This window comes from Methylosinus sp. Sm6, from assembly GCF_019802345.1.
GTDB lineage: Bacteria > Pseudomonadota > Alphaproteobacteria > Rhizobiales > Beijerinckiaceae > Methylosinus.
In genome coordinates this window covers 85001-109967 of the sequence record NZ_JAINDZ010000017.1, presented here as the reverse complement: position 1 = coordinate 109967, position 24967 = coordinate 85001, and the positions used below count along the sequence as shown (strand labels likewise).

Genomic DNA, 24967 nt, shown 5'->3' with positions numbered 1-24967 from the left:
GCCGACGCCGAATAACAAGCCGGACCCACGCCAATACGAGATAATACTATGCCTATCTTGAACCGGACAGCCGTGGGACGAGCCCGGCCATGACGACATCCTGGAAATGAGCGACTCCCTCAGCCGTCCGGAGAGGGGCGCGCCCTCGCTCGCAGGATCGACGCGGCCGCAATGCGAATGTCGAACCGACATGCTTCGCGCGCGATTTTTTCAGAAAGGAACGGGACATGCTCGACAACGCTCCGCATGACGCTCGCGCGCGCCGCTCGCGCAAGGAGTGGCGCAAGCTGTGGCTCGACGTGCATCTCTACATCGGCCTCGTCGCCGGAGCGATGCTGGTGGTGATCGGCGTCACGGGCGGCATTCTCGTGTTCTGGCACGAGGTCGACGCCTGGCTCGATCCGCAATTGCGCATTGTCGCGGCGCGCGCCGGCGGCGCGGCCGCCTTCGCGCCGCTGGAGAGAATCGAGCGGGCGATGATCGCCGCGACGCCCGCGGAGGGAAAGATCACCCATGTCTGGCTGCCGCGCGACGAGCGCTCGAGCTATCTCTTCTATTACGACCTCGACGGCGAGACGCGCAGATTCGGAATCGACCCCTATGACGCGACGAAGACCGCTGATCGTCTCTACTATTCCAAGGTGAGCCCGTTCCGCCATGCGCTGATGGGCTTTCTCTTTCAGCTGCACTGGTCGCTGCTGCTCAGCGATCTCGCCGACGACGGGGGCGTCGTCGTCGGCGTCGCGGCGATCCTGCTGATGATCTCCACTCTCGCCGGCGTCTATCTCTGGTGGCCTGCGCCCGGCAAATGGATCGTCGCGCTCACCCTGAAGCGCGGCGCGCGCGCGGAGCGCCTCAATTATGATCTCCACAAGCTCGGCGGCGTCTATTCGGCCGCCGTGCTGCTCGCCGTGCTGATGTCGGGCGTCTACATGAATCTGCCGACGCCCTTCCTCTGGATCGTCGATCATGTCGCGCCCTTGACCGACGGCGGACGCCCCACGCGCGCATCCGAGCCGGCGGCGGGACGCTCGAGCATCGGCTTTCCGGCCGCCGTCGCCGCGGCGCATGCGCGCTCGCCGGAGGGGCATGTGGAGCGGGTCGATTTTCCGGGCGGCGAGCAGGGCGTGTTCACCGTCTATCAGGACGATGTGACCGGCGTCGGCCCCTTCATCCGCTCGCGCTCGCTGCTCGTCGATCGCTATTCGGCCGCGGTTCTGAGCATCGACGACGTCACGCAGGGCACGGCCGGCGACGCCTTTCTGCGCTGGCAATGGCCGCTCCATTCCGGCCGGGCGTTCGGCCTGACCGGGCGCCTCCTGGTGTTGGCGAGCGGCCTCCTCTGCGTGCTGCTCTTCGTCACCGGCGTCATTCGCTGGCTGCAGAAGCGACGCGCGCGGCGCGCGGCGCAGCGGCTATAGTGATTTCGACCAGTCGAGGAAAGCTTTTCTTGACTCGATTGTCGATGAATGCAAAGCTGAACCCTATGGCCGAGATGCTCCGATCGCTCCATTTCAAACGGCTCGCCGTTGCGCTTTATGCGCTGACGATCGTCGTTGGCGCCTTCGGCTTCGCATCTCATCGCGGCCATGGCGGAGCGGGCGTCAGCGTTTTCGCCGATCGCGCCGATTTCTGCCATGACGGCGATAAGGCCAAGGGAACGGCGCCGACGCCCTTCGTCGCCTGCTGCGACGCCTGCGTCTCCAGCGCCCCGCCGATTTTGCCGAGCATCATCACGCACATCGTTTATCGCTTCGAGATTTCGACTCGTTTTGAATTTGCCGCGCGGCTCGGCCGCGATCTCGACGACAGCCCCGATAATCTTCGCTCCCGGGCGCCGCCGGTCCTCGCCTGATACGCACCGTCGACGGCGCGCCGCATCGCGCGCCCGACATCCCCTGACGCATTCCCGCTCGCCTGCGCCTGTCTCTCTAGGCGCCACGTGCAGAGGAATCCGCAGGGCGCTCGTCTCGCGCATGTCTCCCTGACGCGAGACGGCTTGCGGAGGATTTCCGCGGGCTCTCGCCGGCTGCGATGGCGGACCCCGCGTCTCGAACGCCAAGAATCATGTTCGGCCCGCAGCGCCTCTCGGCGCATCCCCCAATGTGGTCCGGCCATGGGCGTCGAGACGCGGTTCGCAGCCGACGAGGCTCGCGGAATCCGTCGGCCGAGTTGAAAGGCAGGGTCGGACATCTTCCGACGCCAGCGCCAAAGAGCGATCGGACCCGCGCGCGTCGAACGCCGCATCCGCGTCCCATGGCGCTCCCTGAGATCGGCCGTCACTGGGCGGCGCTCCTTATCCCCTGGAGGAGCGCCGCCCTCGGACGGCGAGGAGATCAGTAGATCGCCCCTTCCCGCCGCGCCGGCGGCGCCATGAACTCCGGCCCTACGGGATCGACGATCGTCTCCGCGAGGATCGCATCGATCGCCTGCATCGCGGCTTCGTCCAGCCGCCAGCCCGAGAGCTCGGCGATCGGCGCCAGCTGCTCGGGGCGGCGCGCGCCCCATAGCGCAATATTGGTCCAGGCCTTGTCGAGCACGAAGCGCAGAGCGAGATGGATCACGCGCTTGCCATAGGTCTCCCGCGCGAATTGATCGAGCCGCGCCACCGCATCGAGATAATGCGCCAAGCGCGGTGCCCGGAACTTCGGATCGCGCAGGCGCAGATCATCGCCTTCGAAACGGGTCTCCTGAGTGATCGTTCCCGCCAGCAGGCCGCGGCACAGCGCGCCATAGCAGAGCGTGACGATGCGCTCGCGGCTGCAATAGGGCAGCACATCGGCCTCGATCCCGCGCTCGAACAAATTATAGGGAGGCTGCGCCGTCTGCAGCGGCGCGACGGCGCGGAAAGCGTCCATCTGCTCCGGCGACAAATTGCTGACGCCGATCGCGCGAATCTTTCCCGCGCGGCGCAGATCCTCCATCGCCGCCGCCGTCTCCTCGATCGGCGTCTTCGGATCCGGCCAATGGAGCTGATAGAGGTCGATCGCATCGGTGCGCAGCCGCCGCAGCGAGTCCTCGATCTCCGTCTCGATTCGCGCCCGCCCGGCGTTGCGGAACGGCTTGCCGTCGCTCCAGTCGAGCCCGACCTTGGTGGCGATGAGCGCGCGCTGGCGCCGTCCGCCCTCGGCGAGCGCCTTGCCGACGATCTCCTCGGCGCGGCCGAAGCCATAGACCGGCGCGGTGTCGATCAGCGTGACGCCGTGATCGAGCGCCGCATGAATGGTCGCGATGGCGGCGCGCTCGTCGCTGCCGCCCCACATCCAGCCGCCGATCGCCCAGGTGCCGAGCGCGACGCGCGAGGCCGGCAAGGGCAGCCCGTCGATCGATATGCTCTCCCCGGCCGATGCTGTTCCGCCCATGGCTCGCTTCCTCCGACACGGCCGCTCACCAGCGGATCGGCCGACGCCAAATCACATCGCGCGCGCGGCGACGACCTGCTCGATCGCCCCGAAGATCGACTGGCCGCGGCCGTCGCGCATCTCGATCCGCACCCGGTCGCCCGGCTTCAGAAACGGGGTGCGCGGCGCGCCGCCGCGCAGGGTCTCGACGACGCGCTGCTCGGCGATGCAGGAATAGCCGAGCCCGCCATCGGCGATCGGCCGACCCGGCCCGCCGTCCGCGGCGCGGTTCGACACCGTGCCGGAGCCGATGATCGTGCCCGCCGCGAGCGCGCGCGTCCGCGCCGCATGGGCGATCAGCGCGCCGAAATCGAAGGTCATGTCGCAGCCGGCGTCGGGGCGGCCGAGCGGCGCGTCATTGACGAAGGACAGCAGCGGCAGCGCCAGCTTGCCGCCGCGCCAGGCGGCGCCGAGCTCGTCCGGCGTCACCGCCACCGGCGAGAAGGCCGACGCCGGCTTCGACTGAAAGAAGCCGAAGCCCTTGGCGAGCTCGCTCGCCGTGAGCCCGCGCAAGGTCACGTCATTGACCAGCATCGCCAGCGCGACATGCGCCAGCGCCGCGCCGGCGCTCACCCCGAGCGGGACATCGTCGGTGACCACCGCGACCTCCGCCTCGAGATCGAGCCCGAACTTCTCGTCGAGAAAGGGAATGGCTTCGCACGGCGCGAGAAAGGCGTCGGAGCCGCCCTGATAGATCAGCGGATCGCTCCAGAAGGAGGGCGGCATCTCGGCGCCGCGCGCCTTGCGCACCAGAGCGACGTGATTGACATAGGCCGAGCCGTCCGCCCATTGAAACGCGCGCGGCAGCGGCGACAGACACTCGTGCTCGCGAAAACGAAAATCGGGAACGCGCCCGGCCTCCAGCGCCTCGGCGAGCTCGGCGAGGCGCTGGGCGGCCTGCGCCCAATCATCGAGCGCGGCCTGCAGAGTCGGCGCGACCGCCGCGGCCTCGACGGCGCGGGTCAAATCCTTCGAGACGACGACCAGCCGTCCATCGCGGCCGCCGCGGAGCGAAGCGAGCTTCATGCGGGCCTCATGATGGAAGAACTCATGCGACGCCCCTCATGGCGCGCCGTCGAAGCGCCGCGGCAGCCCTGACCAGCAATCGGCGTAATCGGTCTGCAGCGTCGGCAGAGTCGCGGCGTAATGGGTGAGATGCTGGGGCAGGCGCGTCTCCAGCATGAAGGCGAGCGTCCCCCCGAGCTTGGCCGGCACCAGCGTCTCCTCGCTCGCCCGCGCGAAAGCCTCGGCGTCCGGCCCATGCGGCAGCATGGCGCCGTGCAGCGACGCGCCGCCGGGCGCAAAGCCGCTCGGCTTGGCGTCATAGCGCCCATAGACGAGCCCCATGAACTCGCTCATCACATTGACGTGATACCAGGGCGGACGAAAGCTGTGCTCGGCGACGAGCCAGCGCTCGGGAAAGATCGCGAAATCGATGTCGCCGACGCCCGGCTCGCCCGAGGGCGAGGTGAGCACGCAGAAGATCGACGGGTCGGGATGGTCGAAGCGAATGGCGCCGACCGGCGAGAAGCGCGTGAGGTCATATTTGTAGGGCGCGAGATTGCCGCGCCAGGCGACGACGTCGAGCGGCGAATGATCGAGGCCGCAGGCGAAGAATTTGCCGCCCCATTTCACCGTGAGCCGGCAAGGCGTCTCCTCGTCCTCGAAGGCGGCGGCCGGCGCGAGAAAATCGCGCGCCTCGGCGAGGCCATTGGCGCCGATCGGCCCGCGATAGGGAAGCGTGAAAGGCGCGCCGTAATTCTCACACACATAGCCGCGCGCCGCGGCGCCGGCGAGCTCGGTGCGGAATTTCACGCCGCGCGGAATGACGCAGATCTCGCCCGGCGCCGCCTCGAGCCGGCCGAATTCGGTGACGAAGCGCAGCGCGCCCTCCTGCGGCAGGATCATGAGCTCGCCGTCGGCGTCGTAGAAATAATCGTCGATCATCGAGCGGGTCGCGAAATAGAACGCCGCCGACATGCCGCGGCGCGCGTCGACGTCGCCCGCCGTCGTCATGCTGCGCACGCCCTCGACGAAGCCGAGATCGCCGAGCGGCATGGGCGGCGGATCCCAGCGAAATTGCCCGATCGGCAGATCGCTCTCCTCGCGCGCCGGCGCGCTCCGCCACAAGGGAAGATCGACGCGCTCGAAACGGCCGAAATGGCGCACCGAGGGGCGAATGCGATAGAGCCAGGAGCGCAGATTGGCGCCGCGCGGCGCGGTGAAGGCGGAGCCGGAGATTTGCTCCGCATAGAGCTTGTAAGGGCATTGCTGCGGCGAGTTCTGGCCGACCGGCAGAGCGCCGGGCAGCGCCTCGCTGGCGAATTCATTGCCGAAGCCGGAAAGAGAGGCGGAGGAAAGATAGGCGGAGGTCATGGCGCGCGGCCCCGCAGCGGCGCGACCTCCACACTCCCCTGCAGGGGGAGGGTCGGCCGGCGAAGCCGGACGGGGTGGGGTCCACGCCCGAGACTCGGGGCGTCACCCCCTCCCGCCCGCCTGCGGCGGCCCACCTCCCCCCTCGAGGGGGAGGTGGGCCGCGCGTCTTGTCCACAGATGGCGGAGGCAGGGCGAGCGCCCCTCATCGCGCAGCTCCCGCCGTCAGCACGCCGCGCTTCACCTGATCGTCCTCGATCGATTGGAACAGCGCGCGAAAATTCCCCTCGCCGAAGCCTTCGTCGCCCTTGCGCTGGATGAACTCGAAGAAGATCGGACCGATCACCGTCTTGGAAAAAATCTGCAGCAGGAGCTCGGGCTGCGCGCCGCCGACGCCGTCGATCAGCAGTCCCAGCTCGCGCAATCTCTCCACCGGCTCGCCATGTCCGGGCAGGCGCTCGTCGATCCGATCGTAATAAGAGTCGGGCGGCGCCGGCATGAAGTCGAGCCCGCGCGCGCGCAGCGCGGCGACCGTGGCGTAGATGTCGTCGCAGGCGCAGGCGATGTGCTGAATCCCCTCGCCCTTGTAGGCCGCAAGATATTCCTCGATCTGGCTCTTGTCGTCGACGCTCTCGTTGATCGGGATTCGTATCTTTCCGCAAGGGCTGGTCATGGCGCGCGAATGCAGGCCGGTGAGCCTGCCCTCGATGTCGAAATAGCGAATCTGCCGGAAGTCGAAGAAGCGCTCGTACCATCCGGCCCATTCGTCCATATGGCCGCGATAGACATTATGCGTCAGATGATCGAGCGTCGTGAGGCCGACGCCGCGCGGGCGCGGGTCACGCTCGTCCGTCCAGCGGAAATCGACGTCCCAGATCGAGCCTTTGTCGCCATAGCGATCGACGAGATAGATCAGCGCGCCGCCGACGCCGACGATCGCCGGAATGTTCAGTTCCATGGGCCCGATCTTCGCCTGCGCCGGAGCCGCTCCCATATCGACGGCGCGGCCGAATGCGAAGGCCGCATCGGCCACGCGAAAGCCCATCGCGCAGGCCGAGGGTCCGTGCTCGCGCGCAAAACCGGCGGCGAAGCTGTCCGGCTCTGCGTTCAGCACATAATTCACATCGCCCTGGCGATAGAGCGTCACATTCTTCGAGCGATGACGGGCGACGGCGACGAAGCCCATCCGCTCGAACTGCGCCGCGAGCGCGACGGGATCGGGATGGGCGAATTCGACGAATTCGAAACCATCCGTTCCCATCGGATTGTCGGCGCCGGGCGAAGCTCGCGCCGTGGAAGCTCGCGCCGTGAGAGAAGGCTCCATTCGCGCCTCCTTGCAATTCGAATTCGCCTTTCGACATATTGCACCGCAGGCGATTTTGAAGGCCCGGCCTCGGGAGAATTCGCGCGATGAAGCTTTACGATTATTTTCGCTCCTCGGCCGCTTATCGCGTGCGCATCGCGCTGGCGTTGAAAGGGCTCGCAGTCGAGCGCCTGTTCGTGCATCTGGCGCGCGGCGAGCAGCGGCTTCCCGATTATCTCGCCAAAAATCCGCAAGGCCTCGCACCGGCGCTCGAGCTCGACGACGGAACCGTGCTCGCCCAATCGCTGGCGATCATCGAATATCTCGACACGCTCGCGCCGCAGCCGCGGCTCATTCCCATCGACCCTCTGCGCGCGGCCAGGGTGCGCGGCGTCGCTCTCGCCATCGCCTGCGACATTCATCCGCTGGGCAATCGCCGCGTGCTCGATTATCTGCGCGGGCGCCTCGGCCAGAGCGAGGAGGCGATCGATACATGGGTCCGCCATTGGGCGCTGAACGGCGGGCTCGAGGCGATCGAGCGTCTGGTGGACGGAGGCCCATTCTGCTTCGGCGCGGAGCCCACGCTCGCCGACGTCTGCCTCGTCCCGCAGCTGTTCGCGGCGCGCCGCTTCGCGACGCCGCTCGCCGGCCTGCCGAAGCTGCTGGCAATAGAAGCCCATTGCGCCGCCCACCCGGCCTTCGCCGCCGCGCATCCCGCGCGCCAGCCCGACGCGGAGTAAGGAAGGGCGCCGGGACGAGTCGCGCTATGGCCCTGCCATCCCGTGGCGGGAGGGCGGCCAGCGGAGGCCGTCAGCAGGAATACAGTCCGAAAAATCAGGCTGGCGTCGCGCTCTGCGGACGAGCGCTCCGATTCAGCGGTTCTGTTCTTCGAGAGGCCGCACATGGGACATTGACTCTCGCGAACGCCGCATCGATTCTGGCGTATCTCCTCCGAGCAGCGGGCGAGCGGGCCATGCGGCGATAGAGAGCCCGTTCACGCTTCGGCGCCCACCGACGCATCGAGGTCGACGAAGCGCCCTCGGCAAGAGGGGGGAGCGCCAGGAAAAGGGACGAGAGCATGACGAAGGCGGCGGGCGAAAACGGCGGTCCCGGTCAGGCGAGACAGGGGAAGCCGGACGCCGCTTCTGATTTGATCGCCTTTGCGGGCGCGCGCCGCTTCGCCACCGTGCTGGCCGATCCGCCCTGGCGGTTCACCAATCGCACCGGAAAGATGGCGCCCGAGCATCGCCGCTTGTCGCGTTACGGCACGATGACGATCGACGAGATCACGGCGTTGCCTGTCGCGGCGATCGTGAGGCCGACGGCGCATCTCTACCTCTGGGTTCCGAACGCCCTGCTGCCGGAGGGGATCAAAGTGCTCGCGGCCTGGGGGTTCGACTACAAGTCCAACATCGTCTGGCACAAGCTCCGCAAGGACGGAGGATCGGACGGTCGCGGCGTCGGCTTCTACTTTCGCAATGTCACCGAGCTGCTGCTGTTCGGAGTGAAGGGAAAGAACGCCAGAACGCTGGCCCCCGGCCGCACGCAGGTGAACTATATCGGGACGCGCAAGCGCGAGCATTCGCGCAAGCCCGACGAGCAATACAGGCTGATCGAGGATTGCAGCCCCGGCCCCTATCTCGAGATGTTCGCCCGCGGAACGAGACCGCATTGGTCCGCCTGGGGCAATGAGGCCGACGACGGCTATGCGCCGAGCTGGGACACCTACTCGCATAATTCCGCGTCGGAGCGGCGCATCGTCGACGCCGCCGAGTGATCCTCTCATCCGACCGAACAGATCCTTGCCACACCGCTGACGATATGCCGCGCTCCATGCTGGATAGGTTGATAGCCAAGGGCTTTCAGGTCGAGTTTCAGTCTCATGCGGCGGCGATCCTCTCCGTCGACTTTCCCCGCGCGGTCGACGAGCTCGAGGATGCGCTCGCCGCGGCCACCATACCGATCGAGGAGATCATCGCCGGGGGCGGCGGCGAGTCGAAAGGGACGCAACGGCTGCGAAAGGCGCTGGCGGCCAGAGGATGGGTGAAGACATGCTTCGTCGTGGAGAAGCGCATCAACGGGATCCAGAAAGAGAGTCAGTCGCGCGAGGTCGATCACGTGCGCAGCTTCGAAAACGGCGCGCGTATCGCGCTCGAGATCGAATGGAACAACAAGGATCCTTTCTATGATCGCGACCTCGAGAACTTCAAGCGCCTGCATGCCGACGGCGCCATATCGGTCGGCGTCATCGTGACGCGCGGCCGATCGCTTCACGAGAACATGCGAGAATTGGTGCGCCGCTTCATCGACGAGCGTCGAATTCACCGCCTGGATGATCTCCGGCAATGGGGCTATGATCCGACCGCCAAGCAGCGGAGCGCCATCGCCAAGCAGACGAGCCGCGCCAAGGATCCCCTGAGCTTCGCCGAGGCCTTCACCAATAAATTCGTCGCCGACAAGTTCGGCGAGGCGACCACGCATTGGCGCAAGCTCGAGGATCGCGTGCGCAGGGGCGTCGGCAATCCCTGTCCTCTCGTTCTCGTCGGTCTTCCGGATACGATCGTGACGTTCGATGAAGGACAGCGGGCGCTCGACGAGCTCGCGGCCAGCGAGGACGAATGACCGGCGCTTCGCGCGGGAGAAAGGAGCGCCCGTTCCTCACCTTCTCCCGCCCGCCGCCCGCAAGCGCGGGATGCAGCGCTCGAGATTGCCGCGCGCGGCGGCGTCCCACAGCGCCCGCGTCTCGGCGCGGCGGTAGATCGGCGCTCCCTCCCGCGCGAAGCGCTCCAGCAGATCGGCTTGATCGGATGCGAATTTCGTCTCCTCCACGCCGACCGACTCGCTGCGGATCTTGCGCGTATTATCGAGAAAATCCTCCCAGGGCGCCGCGAGCGGACTGAGGTCGAGATCGACGAAGAGATCGAGATCGCCCGCAAATCCCGGATAATGCTGCGTCGCCGCTCGCACATGGGCGTGATCCGCCGTCGCCGTCACCAGATCGGCGACCGCCTGCTCCTCGCCTGCGCGCAGCAGGCTATGGCGGCGAAACATCTCCACGCTGTCGCGCACATTCTGCGCGTCGCCGCGCGGGCGCCCGTCCGGCTCGCGCGCCCGATGGACAGCGTCGTGCCAGAAGATGGCGGCGGCGATGAGATCGGGGCGGGCGGCGAGACGCTCGAAACGCTCGAGCCCCTCCAGCAGAGCGTCGACGTGCTCCCAGGTGTGATAGGCGCGATGCGGCTGCCGATAGGCGGCGTCGAGCATGGCGTAGGCGTCCGGCCGATGCGCCTTCTCCACCCTTCGCCAGAATCTTTTGCGAATGGATTCGTTCATCGCCTCTTCCAAAAAACCTCTATTTGCGATTCGACGTCCAGGCCGGCGTCCAATCGTCGCCGGGCGCCGCCTGCTCGAGAGCGGCGAAACGCTCCAGCAGCACGCCATAGAGATCACGCCATTGCGGCTCGACGCGGGCGAGGAGCGCCGCCGCCCGCTCGCGCGCCTCGGCGAAAGCGCGGCGGAAATAGCTCGCCATCATCGCGTCATGCGCATCCCGCCAGTCCGCGAAGGCGGCGCTGTCCGCGGTCGAGGCGTCGCCCGCCAGCGCGAATATCTCGGTCGGCGCGCGGCGCCCGGCGACGATCGTCGTTCCGAGCGGAAGCCAGGCGAGATCCGGAGCGGCGCGGCGCACGGCGCCGGAGGCGAGGATGTCGGTGCGAAACGTCTTGCACAATCCTTCGAGGCGCGAGGCCAGATTCACGTCATCGCCCAGGATGGAGTAATCGAAGCGGCGCGTCGAGCCCATATTGCCCACACTGCACAGGCCGAGATTGACGCCGACGCCCATCGCCGCGGGCCGGTGCGTCCGCCCTTGCGCGGCGGCCCTTGCGGCGCGCTCGGCGTTGAGCCGCGCGAGAGCGGCGCGCATCTCGAGCACGGCAAGCGCCGCCTTGCGCGGATGGCCGGCGACATCGAGCGGCGCGTTCCAGAAGGCGACGATGGCGTCGCCGACATATTTGTCGATGGTCCCGTCGCTGTCGAGGATCGCATCGGTCATCGGCGTCAGATAATCATTCATGAACAGCGTGAGCTCCTGCGCGCTCATGCCTTCGGAAAGGCCGGAGAAATCACGCAGATCGGAGAACATCACAGTGAGCTCGCGGGTCTCGCCGCCGAGCGCCAGCCGCTCGGGATGCTCGACGAGCCGGTCGACGACGGCAGGCGCGACGAATTTGCCGAAGGCGTTGTGCACGCGCCGGCGCTGGAGCTGGTCGAAGCGCCACAGCGTCAGCGCGCCGACGGAATAGGCGAGCGCGGCGGCGAGGCTCGGAAAGGCCGGGTCGAACAGAAGGCCATGGCGCTCGAAGGCGAGAAAAGCGCCGCCGAAGATCGCGGCCACGGCGCCCGCCGCGACCGACGCCGAGACGAAGGGCGAGGCGACGAGCAGCGCCAGCGCGACCAGCGCATAGGCGAGCGCGGCGGCGACGAGCTCCAGCCCCGGCGCCCAGTCGGGCCGCGACAGCAGCGCCCCCGAGAGCAGCGATTCGAGCAGCTGCGCGTGAATGTCGACGCCCGCCGACGCCGGCTCCAGCGGCGTCGCCCGAATGTCGCCAGCGCCGACGGCGACGACGCCGATGAGAATGATGCGCCCGTCGATCGCCGCGCGCGGCGCGCGCCCCGTCAGCACATCCGCGGCCGAGACCCGCCGCTGCGGCGCAGCCGCGGCGTAGCGGGGGCGAATGTCCCCGGAGGCGCCGGTGGCGATCTCGATCTCGCCCACCTTCACCGCATTCACTCCGGTGCGCCGGCCGAACGCCGCCTCGCCGCTGGCGTTGGAGGAGCGGATCACGATGGTGGAGGCGCCCTGCGCGACGCGCAGCGCCTCCAGCGCCAGCGACGGGACGACGCCCGACGGCCCGCCGGCGACGAGCGGCACGCGCCGCACCGTCTGGTCGCGGTCCGGCTGCCAATTGGTCGCGCCGAGGCCGCGCGCCGCCTCGGCCAGCTCCGGGAGCGGCGCGACGATCGACGGAAAGGCGATGAGAAACTCCGCCGGATCGTCGCCGGCGATGGCGACGCCGGCCTTGGGCGGCGGCGGCGGGCCGGCGCCCTCCTCCGACAGCGTCATGCCCAGCACGACCGGCGCCGCGGCGATGGCGCCGGCGAAAAGGCGGTCATTGGGAATGGCGCCCGCCGCCGCCGCCTCGATTTTCTGCCTGGCCGGCCCCTCCGGCAGCTCGCGCACGAAAAATTCGAGGCTCGAGCGATCCGGCTCGGCGAAGAGGCAGTCGAAGGCGACGGCCGCCGCGCCCGCGCCGGCGAGCCGTCCGGTCAGCTCGGCGAGGCGGGTGCGCGGCCATGGCCATTGACCAAAAGCCGCGAGGCTCGCCTCGTCCACCGCGACGACGCGGACCGGCGCATCGGGATCATAAGGGCGCGGCGACAAGCGCTGGAAGGAGTCGAAGACGAAATTGCGCAGATCGTCGAGCAGGCGCGGCTGCGCGTGGCCGAAGGCCAACATCGCCGCCGCCGCCGCCGACAGCGTGAGATAGAGCGGCGTGCGCCGCCACAGTCCGCGCACGACCGCGACCCGCGTCAATCCGCGGCGGCCGCGGTCACGCCGAATCCACCCGCGCCTCCGCCGATTCCTCCGCCCTCGCTCGGCGGCGGTGGCGGCGGCGGCTCCGCCACATGCGGCGTCGCCGGCGCCGGCGCCGGCTGGTGGACGCCCTCCGCGCGGCTGCGCGCCAGCGACTGGCCCGCCCAGAACATGTTCAGCGTGTCGAGCCCCGGCCCCCTGTCGCTGTCGGCGGAGCCGAGCAGCGGACGGTCGCCGCCGAGCAGGCGCTCGGCGTCCTCCTCGGTCGGCGGCACATCGACGCCGCCATGCTGGGCGAGCTCGCTGGCCATCTCCTTCTGCAAGCCGGAGATGATCTCGGCGGAGACGCGGAACGCCTCGCCGATCTCGCCGCTCGGCGAGATGCAGACGCCCGCGCCGGCGCGCGCGAGCACCCGCGAACCGCTCTTCGTGCGAATGGTCAGCGCGCCGAACTGATCGACGATCAGCGTCCCGCATTTGGGACGGCCGAGATCGACCAGCACCGTCCCGCCGCGCACGGCGATCGTCGCCGCCGGCGTATGGATCGAGGCGCCGCCGCCATGGCTGACGCCGCCGCCGACGAAGCGCAGCACGCCCTTGGCGGCGCTGATGGCCTGCTCGCCGCCGCTATTGCCGGAAAAGACGAAGCGGTCGATCGTCACCTGGCTGTTGCGGCCGACGGTCAGCGTCGAGCGGTCGCGAAAGGCGATCTGCGCGCTGCCGGCGCGATCGGTCTCGACGCGCTCGCGGTCGACGACCGAGGCGCCGAGCGTGAGCGCACGCGCCGCCGCGCCGGGCGCCGTCCCTCGCGCCGATGGGTTGACGGCGCAAATGCTGCCGACCGGCTCCGCCGCCGCGACCGAGGCGGCGAGGGCGACGCCGGCCGCAATTGCGATTGTCGCCGCTGTGCTCATGCGGTCTTCCCTCTGGTGACGCGCAAATGGCTCAGAGAAGCGAGCCTGAAGGCTCGCTTCTCTGGATCTGTCGCATCTGACGAGGCGCGCCGTCAAAACCGCGCCACCGGGCCGAACCATACCGACAGATTATCGGTGCGGAAATTCGGCAGATTGGAATCATAGCGGGCGTATTCGAACGCGGCCGATACGGCGACCCAGCGCGTCAGCGGCGCCTCGACGAGCAGCCCCGCCGCCCAGCCGGTGTCGCGCCGCGCCCGCGCGGGATCGAGCGCCGGATCGGCGGCGTCGTAGAAAGCATGGAACACGCGGCCGAAGGGGGCCAGCGACCATTTCCGTTCGAAGCGCGCGAGCGGCGACTCGAAATCGAAGCGCAGCAGCGCCTGGCCTTCCACCTGATCGAAGGACTGCGGCAGGCGCACGGCGTTGGCGCGGGTGAAGGCGGCGCGCGTCTCCAGCCGAATATTTTCCCGCGGCGCCCACAGCCCGTTGAGCGAGGCGGTCACGGCGCTGCCCGTGCCGAGCGCGGCGGCGGAGGGGAAGAGGCCGGCGGAGGCGACCGAGAGATAGCGATATTCGACGCCGGGCTCGACGATGACATCCTCGCCGAGCGGCGCGGCGACCGAGACGCCGGCGCCGCCGGAGTTCAGATAATTCGAGCTCCCGACATAGGAGGTCATGCCCGTCACATAAGGCTTGACGCTGGCGCCCGGCGCGGCCGCCGGATCGAGCGCGAAGCGCGGGCCGACCGAAAGGCCGAACACGCCGACATTATAGCTCGCGAGATGGAACTGCTGCGTCGCGTAGCCCTTGAAGCGCGTCTCCAGATGCGCTTCGCCCGGCGTGTCGAGATCGCTGTCATTGGCGATGTCCGCGAGCTCGAAGGCGTTGAAATCGGCGCGGCGCTGCAGCGGCGCGACGAGGCCGAGGCCGCCGGCGACGAACAGCCCATTGTTCGGAAAAAAGGAGGCGTTGGACTGCGAGCGCACGCCCGCCTGCAGCCGCGCCGACCAGCGGCTCGGCTCGGTCTCCTTCAAAATCTGCGGCAGCAAGGCCTCGATCTGCGCCCGCTGCGCGGGGCCGAGCGCGCCGCCCTCGAGCGCGGCGCGCAGATGCATGGCGGCGGTCTCGCCGGCGCCGAGCCTGGCGTAGAGCAGGCCCAGCTCCTTCTGCGCCCGCGCCAGCCGCGGATTGAAGGCGAGCAGGCGCTCCAGCGCGCCGATCGCCGCCTCATAATCGCGCAGCTCGACCGAGGCCACGACATAGCGATAGGCGGCCTCGTAATCGGCCGGATGCAGCCGCGAGTCTTCGGCGAGCCGCGCCTGCTCGGCGCGCGCATCCTGCGCCGCCGCCGGCGCGCGGCCGACGAGCGCCAGCGCGCCGAAAACGCAAGCCGCGCCGCCCCGCGCAAAAAGGGAAACGACCACCAGAAATCCTCGCCCCGGCGCCCCGCGCGAAAGCGGAGCCGTTCCATCGGCAGTAGGAGGGGAAGGGCGCGCAAAGGTCAAGCCGGAGACACGCCTGCGCTTGCAGCGCGACAGCGCGGGAGAGGCCGCGCGACATTTAACGAGCGCATTTTCGGCGCGGATGAGCGACCATAGGCCCGCCGATTCGCTCATCGTCGATATTTCGAGCCGGCTCGTGTTCGGTCCGTCATTGCGCCCGGCTTCGCGCCGGCAACAGCTTTTTCGATGGAGACAGACATGAAATTGATTCGACTGCTCTCATTGACGGCGCTCGCGCCGCTCTTCGCCTCGGGCGCGCTCGCGCAGATCGCCGTGATCGGCGGCTACGCCGGCTGCAAGGACAGGGACAATATGGCGCGCGTGCTCGATCTCGCCGATCAGGGCGATCTCGCCGCCGCGCAGGAGCTCGTCGCGCGCGGCATCAAGAGCCAGGACTGCCGCGTGCTGGCGGGCGACGACATCGTCTTCGAAGCGACGCCGCCCTTCACCCGGATCATCAAGGTGCATGTCCGGGGCAATCCGGATGTGTATTGGATCATCCAATAAACGGGGGTTCGCTCCGTCACCGCGTCCGCAGCGCCCGCTCGCCGAGCCGCGTGAGCGCGGCGCGCAGCGCGTCGTCCGCCACGCCCTCCGTCGCCGCGACCGCCCGCGCGCGCGCGCCCACGTCGATCGCCGGGGCGCGGCGCGGCGCGGCGCGGCGGGAGGCGAGCGGCTCCTGCCGCATGGCCAGCCGCGCGACGCAGCGCCAGCCCAGATGCGTGTTCACCCGGTCGAGGATCGCGCCGGTCATATGCTGGATGTCGAGGCCGAAGCCGGGCTCGACGCGCAACACCAGCGTCGCCGGCTCGTCCCGCTTCTCGGCGGGGCGGTTCTTCGCCCGCGGCGGCCATTGCAGCTTCACCGGCTCGCAAATGGCGGCGAGGCGGGCGCCGACCACCGCCTCCCAGCGCAGGATCAGCGCCGCCTCGCCGAAACCCTGGCGCGCCGCCAGCGGATCGATGGCGCGGTCGACCAGCTCGCCGAGCGGCCGCGATCCTCGGTATTTTTCCGCCATTGGCGCATTCCTTGCGGGAGGGGGCGCAATTTCGCTATGGACGTTATCGCATGCCCCGCGCCCCCGCAAAGCCCGATCCGCGCGCCCTGCTCCGCTGGTATGACCGGCGCCGGCGCGATCTGCCGTGGCGGGCGCGACCGGGAGAGACGGCGGACCCTTACGCCGTCTGGCTCTCCGAGATCATGCTGCAGCAGACCACGGTGGAGGCGGCAAAGCCCTATTTCGCCGCCTTTCTCGCCCGCTGGCCGAATGTCGCGGCGCTGGCCGCCGCGGCGCCGGAGGAGGTGATGAAGGCCTGGGCCGGCCTCGGCTATTACGCCCGCGCGCGCAAACTCCACGCCTGCGCGCGCGAGATCGCCGCGCGCGGCGCCTTTCCGCGCGAGGAGCAGGAGCTGCTCGCCCTCCCCGGCGTCGGCCCCTATACGGCGGCGGCGATCGCCTCCATCGCCTATGACGCGCCGGTGGTCGCCGTCGACGGCAATGTCGAGCGCGTCGTCGCGCGGCTCTTCGCCGTGACGCGCCCGGCGCGGGAGGCCAAGCGCGAGTTGCGCGCGAAGGCGCAGAGTCTCTTCCCCGGCCGGCGCGCCGGCGATTTCACCCAGGCGCTGATGGATCTCGGCGCGACGGTCTGCACGCCGCGCGCGCCCCGCTGCGCCGACTGTCCCTTCCACGGCGCCTGCCAGGCGGCCCGCAACGGCGCCGCCGAGGCCTTTCCCGTCAAGCCGCCGAAGGCCGAAAAGCCCGAGCGGCGCGGCGCCGCCTTCGTGCTGCTGAGCGACGGGGCGGCGCTGATCCGCACGCGGCCGCCGCGCGGCCTGCTCGGCGGCATGGCGGAATTCCCGTCGTCGCCATTCCGCGCCGATTTCGACGCGCGACAGGCGCGCGTTCATGCGCCGGCCGCGGCGCCCTGGCGCGAGCTGCCGGGGGCGGTCGAGCATGTGTTCACACATTTTTCGTTGCGGTTGACCATCTTCCGCGCGACTCTTCCGCCGCCGCGGCCCGGAATCGAGAATTGCCGGTGGACGGAGCTCGGACGTCTTTCGGCCGAAGGCCTGCCGACGCTGATGCGAAAAGTGGCGACGCACGCCGGGCTGGGCTTGGAGTAGGAAGCGGAGGGGCGGCATGGCGCGGGGCAAGGCGATCGTGGTGGAGATGACGGAAGGGGCGATCCGCGTCCGCTCCCACGGAAAGACTCTCACAATAGTGAATTCCCCGCCGCCGCCCGACGCCGACGACGAGACGGATTTCTTCATCCGGCTCGACGAGATCGACCATTGGGACGCCCCGGACGACGAAGCCGCGATCGACATCGTCGAATTGCAGAAGATTCTGGAGGCGATCGAGGAGGAGCTGGAGCGCCGGGGGCTGAGCGTGACCTTCGAATGAGCCGGCGGCGAATGGGCTCTCCCTATCCGGGGCGATCGAGTGAAGGATATTATTCCTGGCATCTCGTCCTGAGAAACCGCCGCAGGCGGCGTCTCGAAGGACGGCCGCGGGGCGAAATTACAGGTTTATCCCCATTGCCGTCCTTCGAGACGCCCGCTTCGCGGGCTCCTCAGGACGAGGGGATCTAGGTCTTTAATCCTCCACCCGATTCCCTGCGCCGTCTCCGGCCAGCCATTCTCGCCAGATCGAGAACAGCACGGCCAGAATGAGCGGACCGAGAAACAGTCCGACAAATCCGAATGCGAGCAGGCCGCCCAGCACGCCGAACAGCACGATGATCAAAGGGATGTCGGCGGCGCTGCTGATCAGAAGCGGCTTTAAAATATTGTCGACCCAGCTCACGACGAGCGCGCCCCAGGCCAGCAGCCCGACGCCGGCGCCGATCTGACCCGACAGCAGCAGATAGACGCCGACCGGCGCCCATATCGCGACGGTGCCGACGAAGGGAACGAGGGCGGTCACCGCGGTCAGCGCGCCGAGCAGGATGGGGACGCCGACGCCGACAGCGGCGTAGCCGATCCCCGCGATCAGCCCCTGGACCAGAGCGCTGATGATCAGCCCGGAAACCACAGCCTGCGTCGTGTCGCCGACCGCCCGGACGTAATCATCGGCCGCCGGCCCCACCACCTTGCGCAACCCCCTGCGCAGCTCGTCGACGACGAGATCTCCGTCTCGATAGAAAAAGAACAGCGCGACGGCGGTCAGCGCAATTTGCGCCAGGCTGCGTCCGATCTTGCCGAGCGTCCGCGCGAGCCCGCTCATCCAGGGCTCGAGCCATTCCTTCACCTGCTCTCGGCGCTGCTCTGGATCGTTCAGAACAGTGGTCAGCGTCTCGTCGAGAGCGGGACCGATCAGGGGAAGGCGGGCGATCGCGTCCGGAACCACGAAAGGCTCGTCGGAAAATCGCGTCGACAGCTCGCGATAGGCTTCGGCGAGCTCGGCCTGCAAGCGGATCAGCAGGAATGCGGCCGGCGCCACCAGGACGAACACCAGCAGCAAGGTCGCGAGCGTCGCGGCGAAGGACGGGCGATCGCCACATAAGCGCAGGATTCGCCGATACACGGGATAGGTCGCATAGGCGAGAATGGCGGCCCAGGCCAGCGGCGCCAGGAACGGGCTCACCACGAACACGCCGAGCGCGACGACGACGCCCAGCAGGAGCAGAGCGAAAATCTGGCGGTTTTGCATTGCCCCCTCCTCGTCGCGCGAGCCGACCTCGATCGTAACGCGTTTCGGCCATGATCCGCGAGGGCCGCGCGCCACTCGCCAACTCTCGCACCCTTCCCGCATTCGCGCTGTCGGATTTGCGACATCGTGCAAGGTCAGCGCGGCTCCGAACTTTATTCGTCGAAAGTGGTCGGTCGGCCTGCTCGATCTCGAAGACCGCCATCGTCAGCTTGCGTCGATCACCCGGCGCGCCTGCGGGGGAGGGTGAGGGCGGGGCTTTCGGTCTTCAGTCGAGCGCCCGAGTTGGTTCTCGTTCATTCCTGCGTCGCGTCGGCGACGCCGCCGATGAGATTGGCGGCGAGCAAAAATTCCGCCGTCAGCTCGGGCGCGAGCGGCCGCATGGACAGGCCCGCGGCGATCGTCTCGGCGCGCGCGCGGCGAAGCGCCACCGCCTCCTCGATCGAAACCGACACGAAGGCGAAGCTTTCGCCCGGCCGCTTCTGCGCCAGAAGGCCGATATCGGCGCCGATCACATTGGCGATCTTGGGATAGCCGCCGGTCGGCTGGCGATCCGCCATCAGAACGAGCGGCGCGCCATCGCCCGGGACCTGGATCGCGCCGAGCGCGACGCCGTCCGAAACAATGTCATGGCCAGCCGAATGGACGAGCGGCGGACCCTCCAGCCGATAGGCCATGCGATCGCTGCGCGGCGAAAGGCGCCAGTCCGTCTCGACGAAAGCGCGCAACGCCGCCTCGGTGAAGCGGTCATGCTGCGGCCCCGGAATGACGCGAATGGGCGCCGCCGAAAGCGCGAGCCAGGGCGCTTCGATGGCCGAGAGGCAGGACGGCGGCTCCCGCAGCTCGGCCACGGCGAGGCGGTCGCCGGCGGCGAGCCCGCGCCCCGAAAGCCCGCCGAGGCCCGAGCGCGCATGCGTCGCCAGCGAGCCGAGCGCGAGCGGAAGGTCGAGCCGTCCGGCGACGGCGACATAGCACCAAGCGCCCGACGGTCCGGCGCGGATCGAGAAGACCGCGCCCGGCGCCAGCGCCAGCCGGCAGGCGGACGGGAGAGGCGCGCCGTCGAGCCGCAGATCGAAGGCGCCGCCGGCCACGGCGAGGCCGATCACCCCTCCTTCCGCCTCGAGCTCGAGCCCGCCGAGCGACGCCTCGATCGCCGCCGCGCCCGCCGCAGACCCGAGCGCGAGATTGGCGGCGGCGAGCGCGCCCGCATCCATCGGCCCGGCGGGCGTCACGCCATAGCGCAAATAGCCCGGCCGGCCGGCATCCTGCACGGTGACGCCGGGACCGGCGGAGCGAATGCGCAGCGCCACGCTCACGCCATCGATTCCGTCATGAGCCGCGACACGATCGCGCCCCGCCCCGCCCGTTCCTCCAGCCGCGCGAAAGCGGCGCGGCCGACCGGCTCGAAGCGGATGGCGTCGCCGGCCTCGAAGAGGAAAGGCGGATCACGATCGAGGGCGAACAGCCGCTCGGGCGTGCGGCCGATCACATACCAGCCGGTCGGCATGGGCGCGGCGCAGATCAGCGACAGGCCGCCGCCGATGAGCACGGCGCCCCATGGCGTCGGCCCGCGCGGCGCGGCGCGACGCGGCAGAGCGAGGGCGGCGGGAAGTCCGCCGAGATAGCACCAGCCGGGGGCGAAGCCATACATATAGGCGCGATAAAGGGCGCCGGCGTGCAGCTCGGCGAGGCGCTCGGACGATAATGACAGGACCTCCCCCGCCGCCGTAATGTCCTCGGCCAGCGGCGGCTCATAACAGCAGGGCACCGTCCAGAGACGCATCGGGGCGTCAATGCCTCCCGACCGGCTTCGGCGATCGGGGGAGCCAGGCGCCGCGCTCGTCCTCAGCAAGCCCTGCGCATGGGCCATGAGCGCCGACCGCGAGAGCGCGAGCGGCTCGTAATGGATCATCAATGAGCGATAGGTCGGGACCATCTCGACGATCCCCTCGATCGGAGCGGCGCGCAGAGCCGCGTCGAGCGCCAGCACGCGGGCGTTGATCGTCGGATCGACGCTGTCGCCGAATTCGACAACGAGCGCCGCCTCGCCCGCGTCGAGCCAACGCGGCGCGGGATGGAGCATGCTCACCCCTCGATCTTTGCGAAGGGCGCGAGACGAAAGCCCGCCCGCTCGAGCGCGCCGCGCAGGCGCCGCGTCACTGCCACCGCATGGGGCGTGTCGCCATGCACGCAGATGGAATCGATCGGCGTCGGCAAGCGCGCGCCGCTCTCGGCGATGAGCGCCTGCGCCTCCAGCATGGCGAGGACGCGCTCGGTCGCGCGCTCCGCATCCTCGATCACCGCGCCGGGTAGGCCGCGCGGCATGAGTCGGCCCTCCTCCGTATAGGCGCGATCGGCGAAGGCTTCGCGCGCGACGTCGAGCCCTGCCGCCTCCGCCGCCTCGACCTGCGCGCTGCGGGCGATGGCCAGCAAGACGAGAGTGCGATCGACCGACCGCGTCGCCCGCGCCACCGCGCCCGCGATATCGGCGTCGCTCTCGGCGATATTGGCGAGCGCGCCATGGCATTTCACATGGGTCAGCCTGTGCCCGCAATATCCGGCGAGCGCCTGCGCGGCGCCGATCTGATAGGCAACGAGGCGCTCGACCTCGGCAGGCGAATACGGAATGCGCCTCCGCCCGAAGCCGGCGAGATCGGGAAAGGACACATGTGCGCCGACCGCAACGCCGCGCTCGCGCGCGAGCGCGAAACAGCGCGCCATGATGTCCGGATCGCCGGCGTGAAAGCCGCAGGCGACATTGGCGGACGTGACGAGGCCGAGCATGGCGTCGTCGTCGCCCATGCGCCAAGCGCCGAATCCTTCGCCGAGATCGGCGTTGAGATCGATGGAGGCCAAGTGATCTTTCCTGAATCTTTCCGCGACATATCGCCGCATTACGCAGCAAAACAGAGCCACGCTTCCCCGCAGACGACATTTATCGGGGCGCGCCGGGCCCAAATCAAGGCTCGCGCCCCTCGTCCTATCTGCTCGGAACAATTTACAAAAATTGACGAGACGGGAGCAGATCGACCGGACGAGCGTCTCGCAGCGCTCGCTGAACTCGAAAATCTCGAGCTTCAGCAACACGAACGCCTCTCGCAGCGAGGGTTGCGCAGGAGTTATGTTCTTTGTAGTTGACGATTCTTCCGTTCTATTTTCCGATTTGTCGAGAGGCAGTATGTGTCAGGCTCAAAAAGCAATGCGAATGCTCGTGTCAGCCGAAAGCGACGGAGTTCGGCCGGCGGGCCGGCGGGAAATTTTGGCAATGAAGGGGAGCGCCGGCTACGATTCTCGATTGCACGGCATCGGAGCCTGAACACTGCGCCCTGAAATAGTCTTGCCCGGAAGTCATAAATGATAAATCTCGATGAATTGATTAACGTGGCCCCCTTGGGCGTCGCCCGTCAGAGCTCGCTCTCGCCTGCGTCCCTGCCGAACGGAGCCCAGGCGCTGGTCGAGCCGCACAAGCGCGATTTCGGCTGCCACACCAAACAAGACGATAAGCCGTGGTGGGAGCTCGATCTGCTGAGGCCATACCCTCTGAACCGCATCGTCATCGCCAATCGCACCCACCGTTATTATCGCGCCAGAGCCCGCGATCTCGTGGTCGAGGCTTCGCTGGATGGCCAAGCATGGACGACGCTCCATGCGGGGCTCTCCTATTTCGGTGACGGCAAGAAGAGTCCGGCGATGCGGCTCGAGCTCGATGAGCAGGTCTTCGCCCGCCACATCCGTCTCTCTTTGCCCGAACGTCGAAATCTGCATCTGCGCAGAGTCGAGATCCTGGTGTCGAGGCGCGCACAGATGCTCGCCGATCTGTGGCTCACGCTCGGCTTCCCGGTCGAGCCGTCGGATTCGCCCTGGACCGCGAAAGGAGGAGCATATCGAATTGTCGAGGTCGGCGAGGGCGGAGACGCTCGCATCATCGGATTGAAGATCCGGCAAGTCGGCCGCATGGGGAACAATTTCGTCCAGATCACCAATGCGCTGTTCTCGGCGAAGCTGATGGGGCTCGACTATGTATGGGCGCCGAAATTGGGGATCGCCGAGCCGAGCGAAAGTGTCTCCGACGGCGCGACGACGCTGATCCCAGCCGCATCGGAGCCCCCGCCAGGCCTCTATCTAGAGGGCGACTTCTATCATCCGTCGGCTTTCAACAAGAACGCTCCGCGCCCGGACGCATATGCGCTGGCGCAAAGCTTCATCGCGCCGTTCATCGGGATGCCGCCGACGCAGCGCGATCGGGAGCGCGAGATGGAGCTGACCGTCCATATTCGCTCCGGCGATGTGTTCTCCGCCGATCCGCATCCTTCCTATGCGCAGCCGCCGCTGAGCTATTACACGTCGATCGTCGACGATCTGCAGCGCCGGGGGGTGATCGACCGCGTGTTCATCGTCGCGGAAGATCGGAAAAACCCGTGCATCGATGCGCTGGAAGCCTATCTGCAGACAAAAGAAATTCCCGTTCGTCTTCGCACTGGCGGCAGCCTGTTCGAGGATGCGGCCTATTTGCGCAGCGCTCGGCATCTCGTCTTCGGAAAAGGCAGCTTCGGCCTTGGCATTTGCTTTCTCGCCGGTCCCGTAGAGACTGTGCACATTTTCGGCAAGGCCACGTTTGAGGGCCTGCCGAATGTGCGGGAATTGATAGTGGCGGCCCCGCAGCCGGGGGCCTATATCATCGGCGCGTGGAAGCGCACGCCGGAACAGCTTCGGCTGATGCTCGAATGTCCGGCTGAAGATCTCGAATGGCGCAGAATACCGGCGAAAGATCGTGAGTAGTCACTGTTTTCTTCGGAGCCGGAGCAGGTCCTTCCCTCTTCGGGCGATCAGCACAACGTCGATCCGCGTCGCCGTGGGGATGGAGCGACGACAGCTTTCAATTCCGCCGGAGCGATCGCGGTGGCTCGCCCGGCCAAAAATGTCTCATGCTGGAGCGGATCGGGCGCTCTGAGCTACGCCGAAACAAAGCGGTGACGTCGCGAAGACAGCCTGGAAACTGTGAGACGGAGACAGGCTCATCACGGACGCAGCCAAGCCTCACATACGAAGCAGTCAGCCAATCGGCTGGCGCTCGGCGGGCCCCGGATAGGACTGGATCGCAGAAGAGGAAATTTGTTCTTTGCAGGCCTGGCGACGACCTACTCTCCCAGGTCTTGAGACATAGTACCATTGGCGCTGAAGCGTTTGACGGCCGAGTTCGGGATGGGATCGGGTCTGATCGCTTCGCTGAAAGCCACCAGGCCGGCGAAGAACAAGAAGGAAGCAAACTGTGAGGGGGCGAGCAGCGAATAGGGAGTAGCGAGAGTAGAGCTATTCGCTATTCGCTGCTCCCTATTCGCTATTTCGCCTTCGTTGGTCTTTCGATCGCGCATCCGTTCGAAGGATGGGCATTGATTAATGAGAACGATCAAGCCGATCGAGCTATTAGTACCGGTAAGCTCCACGCATTGCTGCGCTTCCACACCCGGCCTATCGACGTGGTCGTCTTCCACGGCTCTCGAGGGAGAACTCGTTTTGAGGTGGGTTTCCCGCTTAGATGCATTCAGCGGTTATCCCGTCCATACATAGCTACCCTGCACTGCGACTGGCGTCACAACAGGTCCACCAGAGGTATGTTCATCCCGGTCCTCTCGTACTAGGGACAAATCCTCTCAATTCTCCGACACCCACGGCAGATAGGGACCGAACTGTCTCACGACGTTCTGAACCCAGCTCACGTACCACTTTAATCGGCGAACAGCCGAACCCTTGGGACCTTCTCCAGCCCCAGGATGTGATGAGCCGACATCGAGGTGCCAAACAACCCCGTCGATATGGACTCTTGGGGGTTATCAGCCTGTTATCCCCGGCGTACCTTTTATCCGTTGAGCGATGGCCCACCCACTCGGGACCACCGGATCACTATGACCGACTTTCGTCTCTGCTCGACTTGTCTGTCTCGCAGTCAGGCAGGCTTATGCCATTGCACTCGACGAGCGATTTCCGACCGCTCTGAGCCCACCATCGCGCGCCTCCGTTACTCTTTGGGAGGCGACCGCCCCAGTCAAACTGCCTACCATGCACTGTCCCGACCCCGGATGACGGAGCGCGGTTAGACATCCATGACGATAAGGGTGGTATTTCAAGGGTGGCTCCACGCGAGCTGGCGCCCGCGATTCAACGCCTACCACCTATCCTACACATGCCGACACGAATGCCAGTGCAAAGTTACAGTAAAGGTGCACGG

Annotated in this window: 22 protein-coding genes and 2 rRNA genes (1 of these 24 only partly in view); 9 read left to right on the top strand and 15 right to left on the bottom strand. The window is 67.7% G+C overall.

What is annotated here, in order from left to right; translation table 11 throughout:
* Positions 1 to 227 precede the first annotated feature (227 nt).
* Both K3F48_RS13170 and K3F48_RS13165 read left to right on the top strand, forming a co-directional pair.
* Complete coding sequence (locus K3F48_RS13170; protein ID WP_222575891.1) at positions 228 to 1421, top strand: PepSY domain-containing protein; 1194 nt, start codon at positions 228 to 230, stop codon at positions 1419 to 1421.
* 65 nt (positions 1422 to 1486) lie between these two features.
* Positions 1487 to 1855, top strand: coding sequence for a hypothetical protein (locus tag K3F48_RS13165; RefSeq protein WP_222575890.1), 369 nt, complete (start codon positions 1487 to 1489; stop codon positions 1853 to 1855).
* Between the two features lie 481 nt (positions 1856 to 2336).
* Here the strand turns inward: K3F48_RS13165 and K3F48_RS13160 are convergent, their stop codons facing one another.
* The 4 genes from K3F48_RS13160 to hppD all read right to left on the bottom strand — a co-directional run bounded on the left by K3F48_RS13160 (position 2337) and on the right by hppD (position 7098).
* Complete coding sequence (locus tag K3F48_RS13160) at positions 2337 to 3362, bottom strand: aldo/keto reductase (protein WP_222575889.1); 1026 nt, start codon at positions 3360 to 3362, stop codon at positions 2337 to 2339.
* Between the two features lie 51 nt (positions 3363 to 3413).
* A complete protein-coding gene (locus K3F48_RS13155; RefSeq protein ID WP_222575888.1) occupies positions 3414 to 4427 on the bottom strand; it encodes a fumarylacetoacetate hydrolase family protein in 1014 nt (337 codons plus the stop codon).
* Between the two features lie 36 nt (positions 4428 to 4463).
* Positions 4464 to 5777, bottom strand: coding sequence for a homogentisate 1,2-dioxygenase (hmgA, locus tag K3F48_RS13150; protein ID WP_222575887.1), 1314 nt, complete (start codon positions 5775 to 5777; stop codon positions 4464 to 4466).
* Between the two features lie 202 nt (positions 5778 to 5979).
* Positions 5980 to 7098, bottom strand: a complete 1119-nt coding sequence (gene hppD, locus K3F48_RS13145) for a 4-hydroxyphenylpyruvate dioxygenase (protein WP_222575886.1) — start codon at positions 7096 to 7098, stop codon at positions 5980 to 5982.
* Between the two features lie 86 nt (positions 7099 to 7184).
* Here hppD and maiA point away from each other — a divergent pair, with 86 nt between their 5' ends.
* The 3 genes from maiA (at position 7185) to K3F48_RS13130 (ending at position 9699) form a co-directional block, all read left to right on the top strand.
* Entirely contained in the window at positions 7185 to 7817 is a 633-nt protein-coding gene (gene maiA / locus K3F48_RS13140; RefSeq protein WP_222575885.1) for a maleylacetoacetate isomerase, read from the top strand.
* Positions 7818 to 8155: 338 nt separating this feature from the next.
* Positions 8156 to 8854, top strand: a complete 699-nt coding sequence (locus K3F48_RS13135; RefSeq protein WP_222575884.1) for an MT-A70 family methyltransferase — start codon at positions 8156 to 8158, stop codon at positions 8852 to 8854.
* A 56-nt stretch (positions 8855 to 8910) separates the two neighbouring features.
* A complete protein-coding gene (locus K3F48_RS13130; RefSeq protein WP_222575883.1) occupies positions 8911 to 9699 on the top strand; it encodes a BglII/BstYI family type II restriction endonuclease in 789 nt (262 codons plus the stop codon).
* 36 nt (positions 9700 to 9735) lie between these two features.
* Here K3F48_RS13130 and K3F48_RS13125 read toward each other — a convergent pair whose 3' ends face one another.
* From K3F48_RS13125 to K3F48_RS13110, 4 genes are all read right to left on the bottom strand, one after another.
* Positions 9736 to 10410: a hypothetical protein gene (locus K3F48_RS13125; RefSeq protein ID WP_222575882.1), complete on the bottom strand. Its 675-nt coding sequence runs from the start codon at positions 10408 to 10410 to the stop codon at positions 9736 to 9738.
* Between the two features lie 19 nt (positions 10411 to 10429).
* Positions 10430 to 12673, bottom strand: coding sequence for a CHASE2 domain-containing protein (locus K3F48_RS13120; protein ID WP_255608967.1), 2244 nt, complete (start codon positions 12671 to 12673; stop codon positions 10430 to 10432).
* Positions 12670 to 13587 (bottom strand): FecR domain-containing protein, encoded by a 918-nt coding sequence (locus K3F48_RS13115; RefSeq protein ID WP_222575881.1) that lies wholly within the window; start codon positions 13585 to 13587, stop codon positions 12670 to 12672. Before K3F48_RS13115 ends, K3F48_RS13120 begins: the two co-directional genes overlap by 4 nt.
* Before the next feature lie 92 nt (positions 13588 to 13679).
* The gene (locus K3F48_RS13110) at positions 13680 to 15014 is read right to left on the bottom strand and encodes a tetratricopeptide repeat protein (protein ID WP_222575880.1); all 1335 of its coding nucleotides are present in this window, start codon (positions 15012 to 15014) and stop codon (positions 13680 to 13682) included.
* A 276-nt stretch (positions 15015 to 15290) separates the two neighbouring features.
* On the opposite strand from K3F48_RS13110, the gene K3F48_RS13105 reads away from it, so the two are divergent.
* Positions 15291 to 15599 carry a hypothetical protein gene (locus K3F48_RS13105; RefSeq protein WP_222575879.1) on the top strand — a complete coding sequence of 103 codons (309 nt, stop codon included), beginning with the start codon at positions 15291 to 15293 and terminating at the stop codon, positions 15597 to 15599.
* Positions 15600 to 15615: 16 nt separating this feature from the next.
* Here K3F48_RS13105 and K3F48_RS13100 read toward each other — a convergent pair whose 3' ends face one another.
* Positions 15616 to 16110, bottom strand: coding sequence for a DUF721 domain-containing protein (locus K3F48_RS13100; protein ID WP_222575878.1), 495 nt, complete (start codon positions 16108 to 16110; stop codon positions 15616 to 15618).
* 50 nt (positions 16111 to 16160) lie between these two features.
* Between K3F48_RS13100 and mutY the strand changes: the two genes are divergently transcribed.
* Positions 16161 to 17216, top strand: a complete 1056-nt coding sequence (gene mutY, locus K3F48_RS13095; protein ID WP_222575877.1) for an A/G-specific adenine glycosylase — start codon at positions 16161 to 16163, stop codon at positions 17214 to 17216.
* Positions 17217 to 17232: 16 nt separating this feature from the next.
* Complete coding sequence (locus K3F48_RS13090) at positions 17233 to 17496, top strand: Imm74 family immunity protein (protein WP_222575876.1); 264 nt, start codon at positions 17233 to 17235, stop codon at positions 17494 to 17496.
* A gap of 192 nt (positions 17497 to 17688) precedes the next feature.
* On the opposite strand, the gene K3F48_RS13085 is transcribed toward K3F48_RS13090, so the two are convergent.
* The 4 genes from K3F48_RS13085 to K3F48_RS13070 all read right to left on the bottom strand — a co-directional run bounded on the left by K3F48_RS13085 (position 17689) and on the right by K3F48_RS13070 (position 21597).
* The gene (locus K3F48_RS13085; RefSeq protein ID WP_222575875.1) at positions 17689 to 18744 is read right to left on the bottom strand and encodes an AI-2E family transporter; all 1056 of its coding nucleotides are present in this window, start codon (positions 18742 to 18744) and stop codon (positions 17689 to 17691) included.
* 293 nt (positions 18745 to 19037) lie between these two features.
* Positions 19038 to 20057 (bottom strand): biotin-dependent carboxyltransferase family protein, encoded by a 1020-nt coding sequence (locus tag K3F48_RS13080; protein WP_222575874.1) that lies wholly within the window; start codon positions 20055 to 20057, stop codon positions 19038 to 19040.
* The gene (locus tag K3F48_RS13075) at positions 20054 to 20824 is read right to left on the bottom strand and encodes an allophanate hydrolase subunit 1 (protein WP_222575873.1); all 771 of its coding nucleotides are present in this window, start codon (positions 20822 to 20824) and stop codon (positions 20054 to 20056) included. Before K3F48_RS13075 ends, K3F48_RS13080 begins: the two co-directional genes overlap by 4 nt.
* Before the next feature lie 2 nt (positions 20825 to 20826).
* The gene (locus tag K3F48_RS13070; protein WP_222575872.1) at positions 20827 to 21597 is read right to left on the bottom strand and encodes a LamB/YcsF family protein; all 771 of its coding nucleotides are present in this window, start codon (positions 21595 to 21597) and stop codon (positions 20827 to 20829) included.
* Between the two features lie 498 nt (positions 21598 to 22095).
* Between K3F48_RS13070 and K3F48_RS13065 the strand changes: the two genes are divergently transcribed.
* Positions 22096 to 23520 (top strand): discoidin domain-containing protein, encoded by a 1425-nt coding sequence (locus K3F48_RS13065; RefSeq protein ID WP_222575871.1) that lies wholly within the window; start codon positions 22096 to 22098, stop codon positions 23518 to 23520.
* Positions 23521 to 23866: 346 nt separating this feature from the next.
* Here the strand turns inward: K3F48_RS13065 and rrf are convergent.
* Together rrf and K3F48_RS13055 are read right to left on the bottom strand one after the other, a co-directional pair.
* Positions 23867 to 23982: ribosomal RNA gene (gene rrf, locus K3F48_RS13060) — 5S ribosomal RNA — on the bottom strand.
* Between the two features lie 162 nt (positions 23983 to 24144).
* Positions 24145 to 24967 (bottom strand): 23S ribosomal RNA (locus tag K3F48_RS13055) (it continues 2022 nt past the right edge of the window).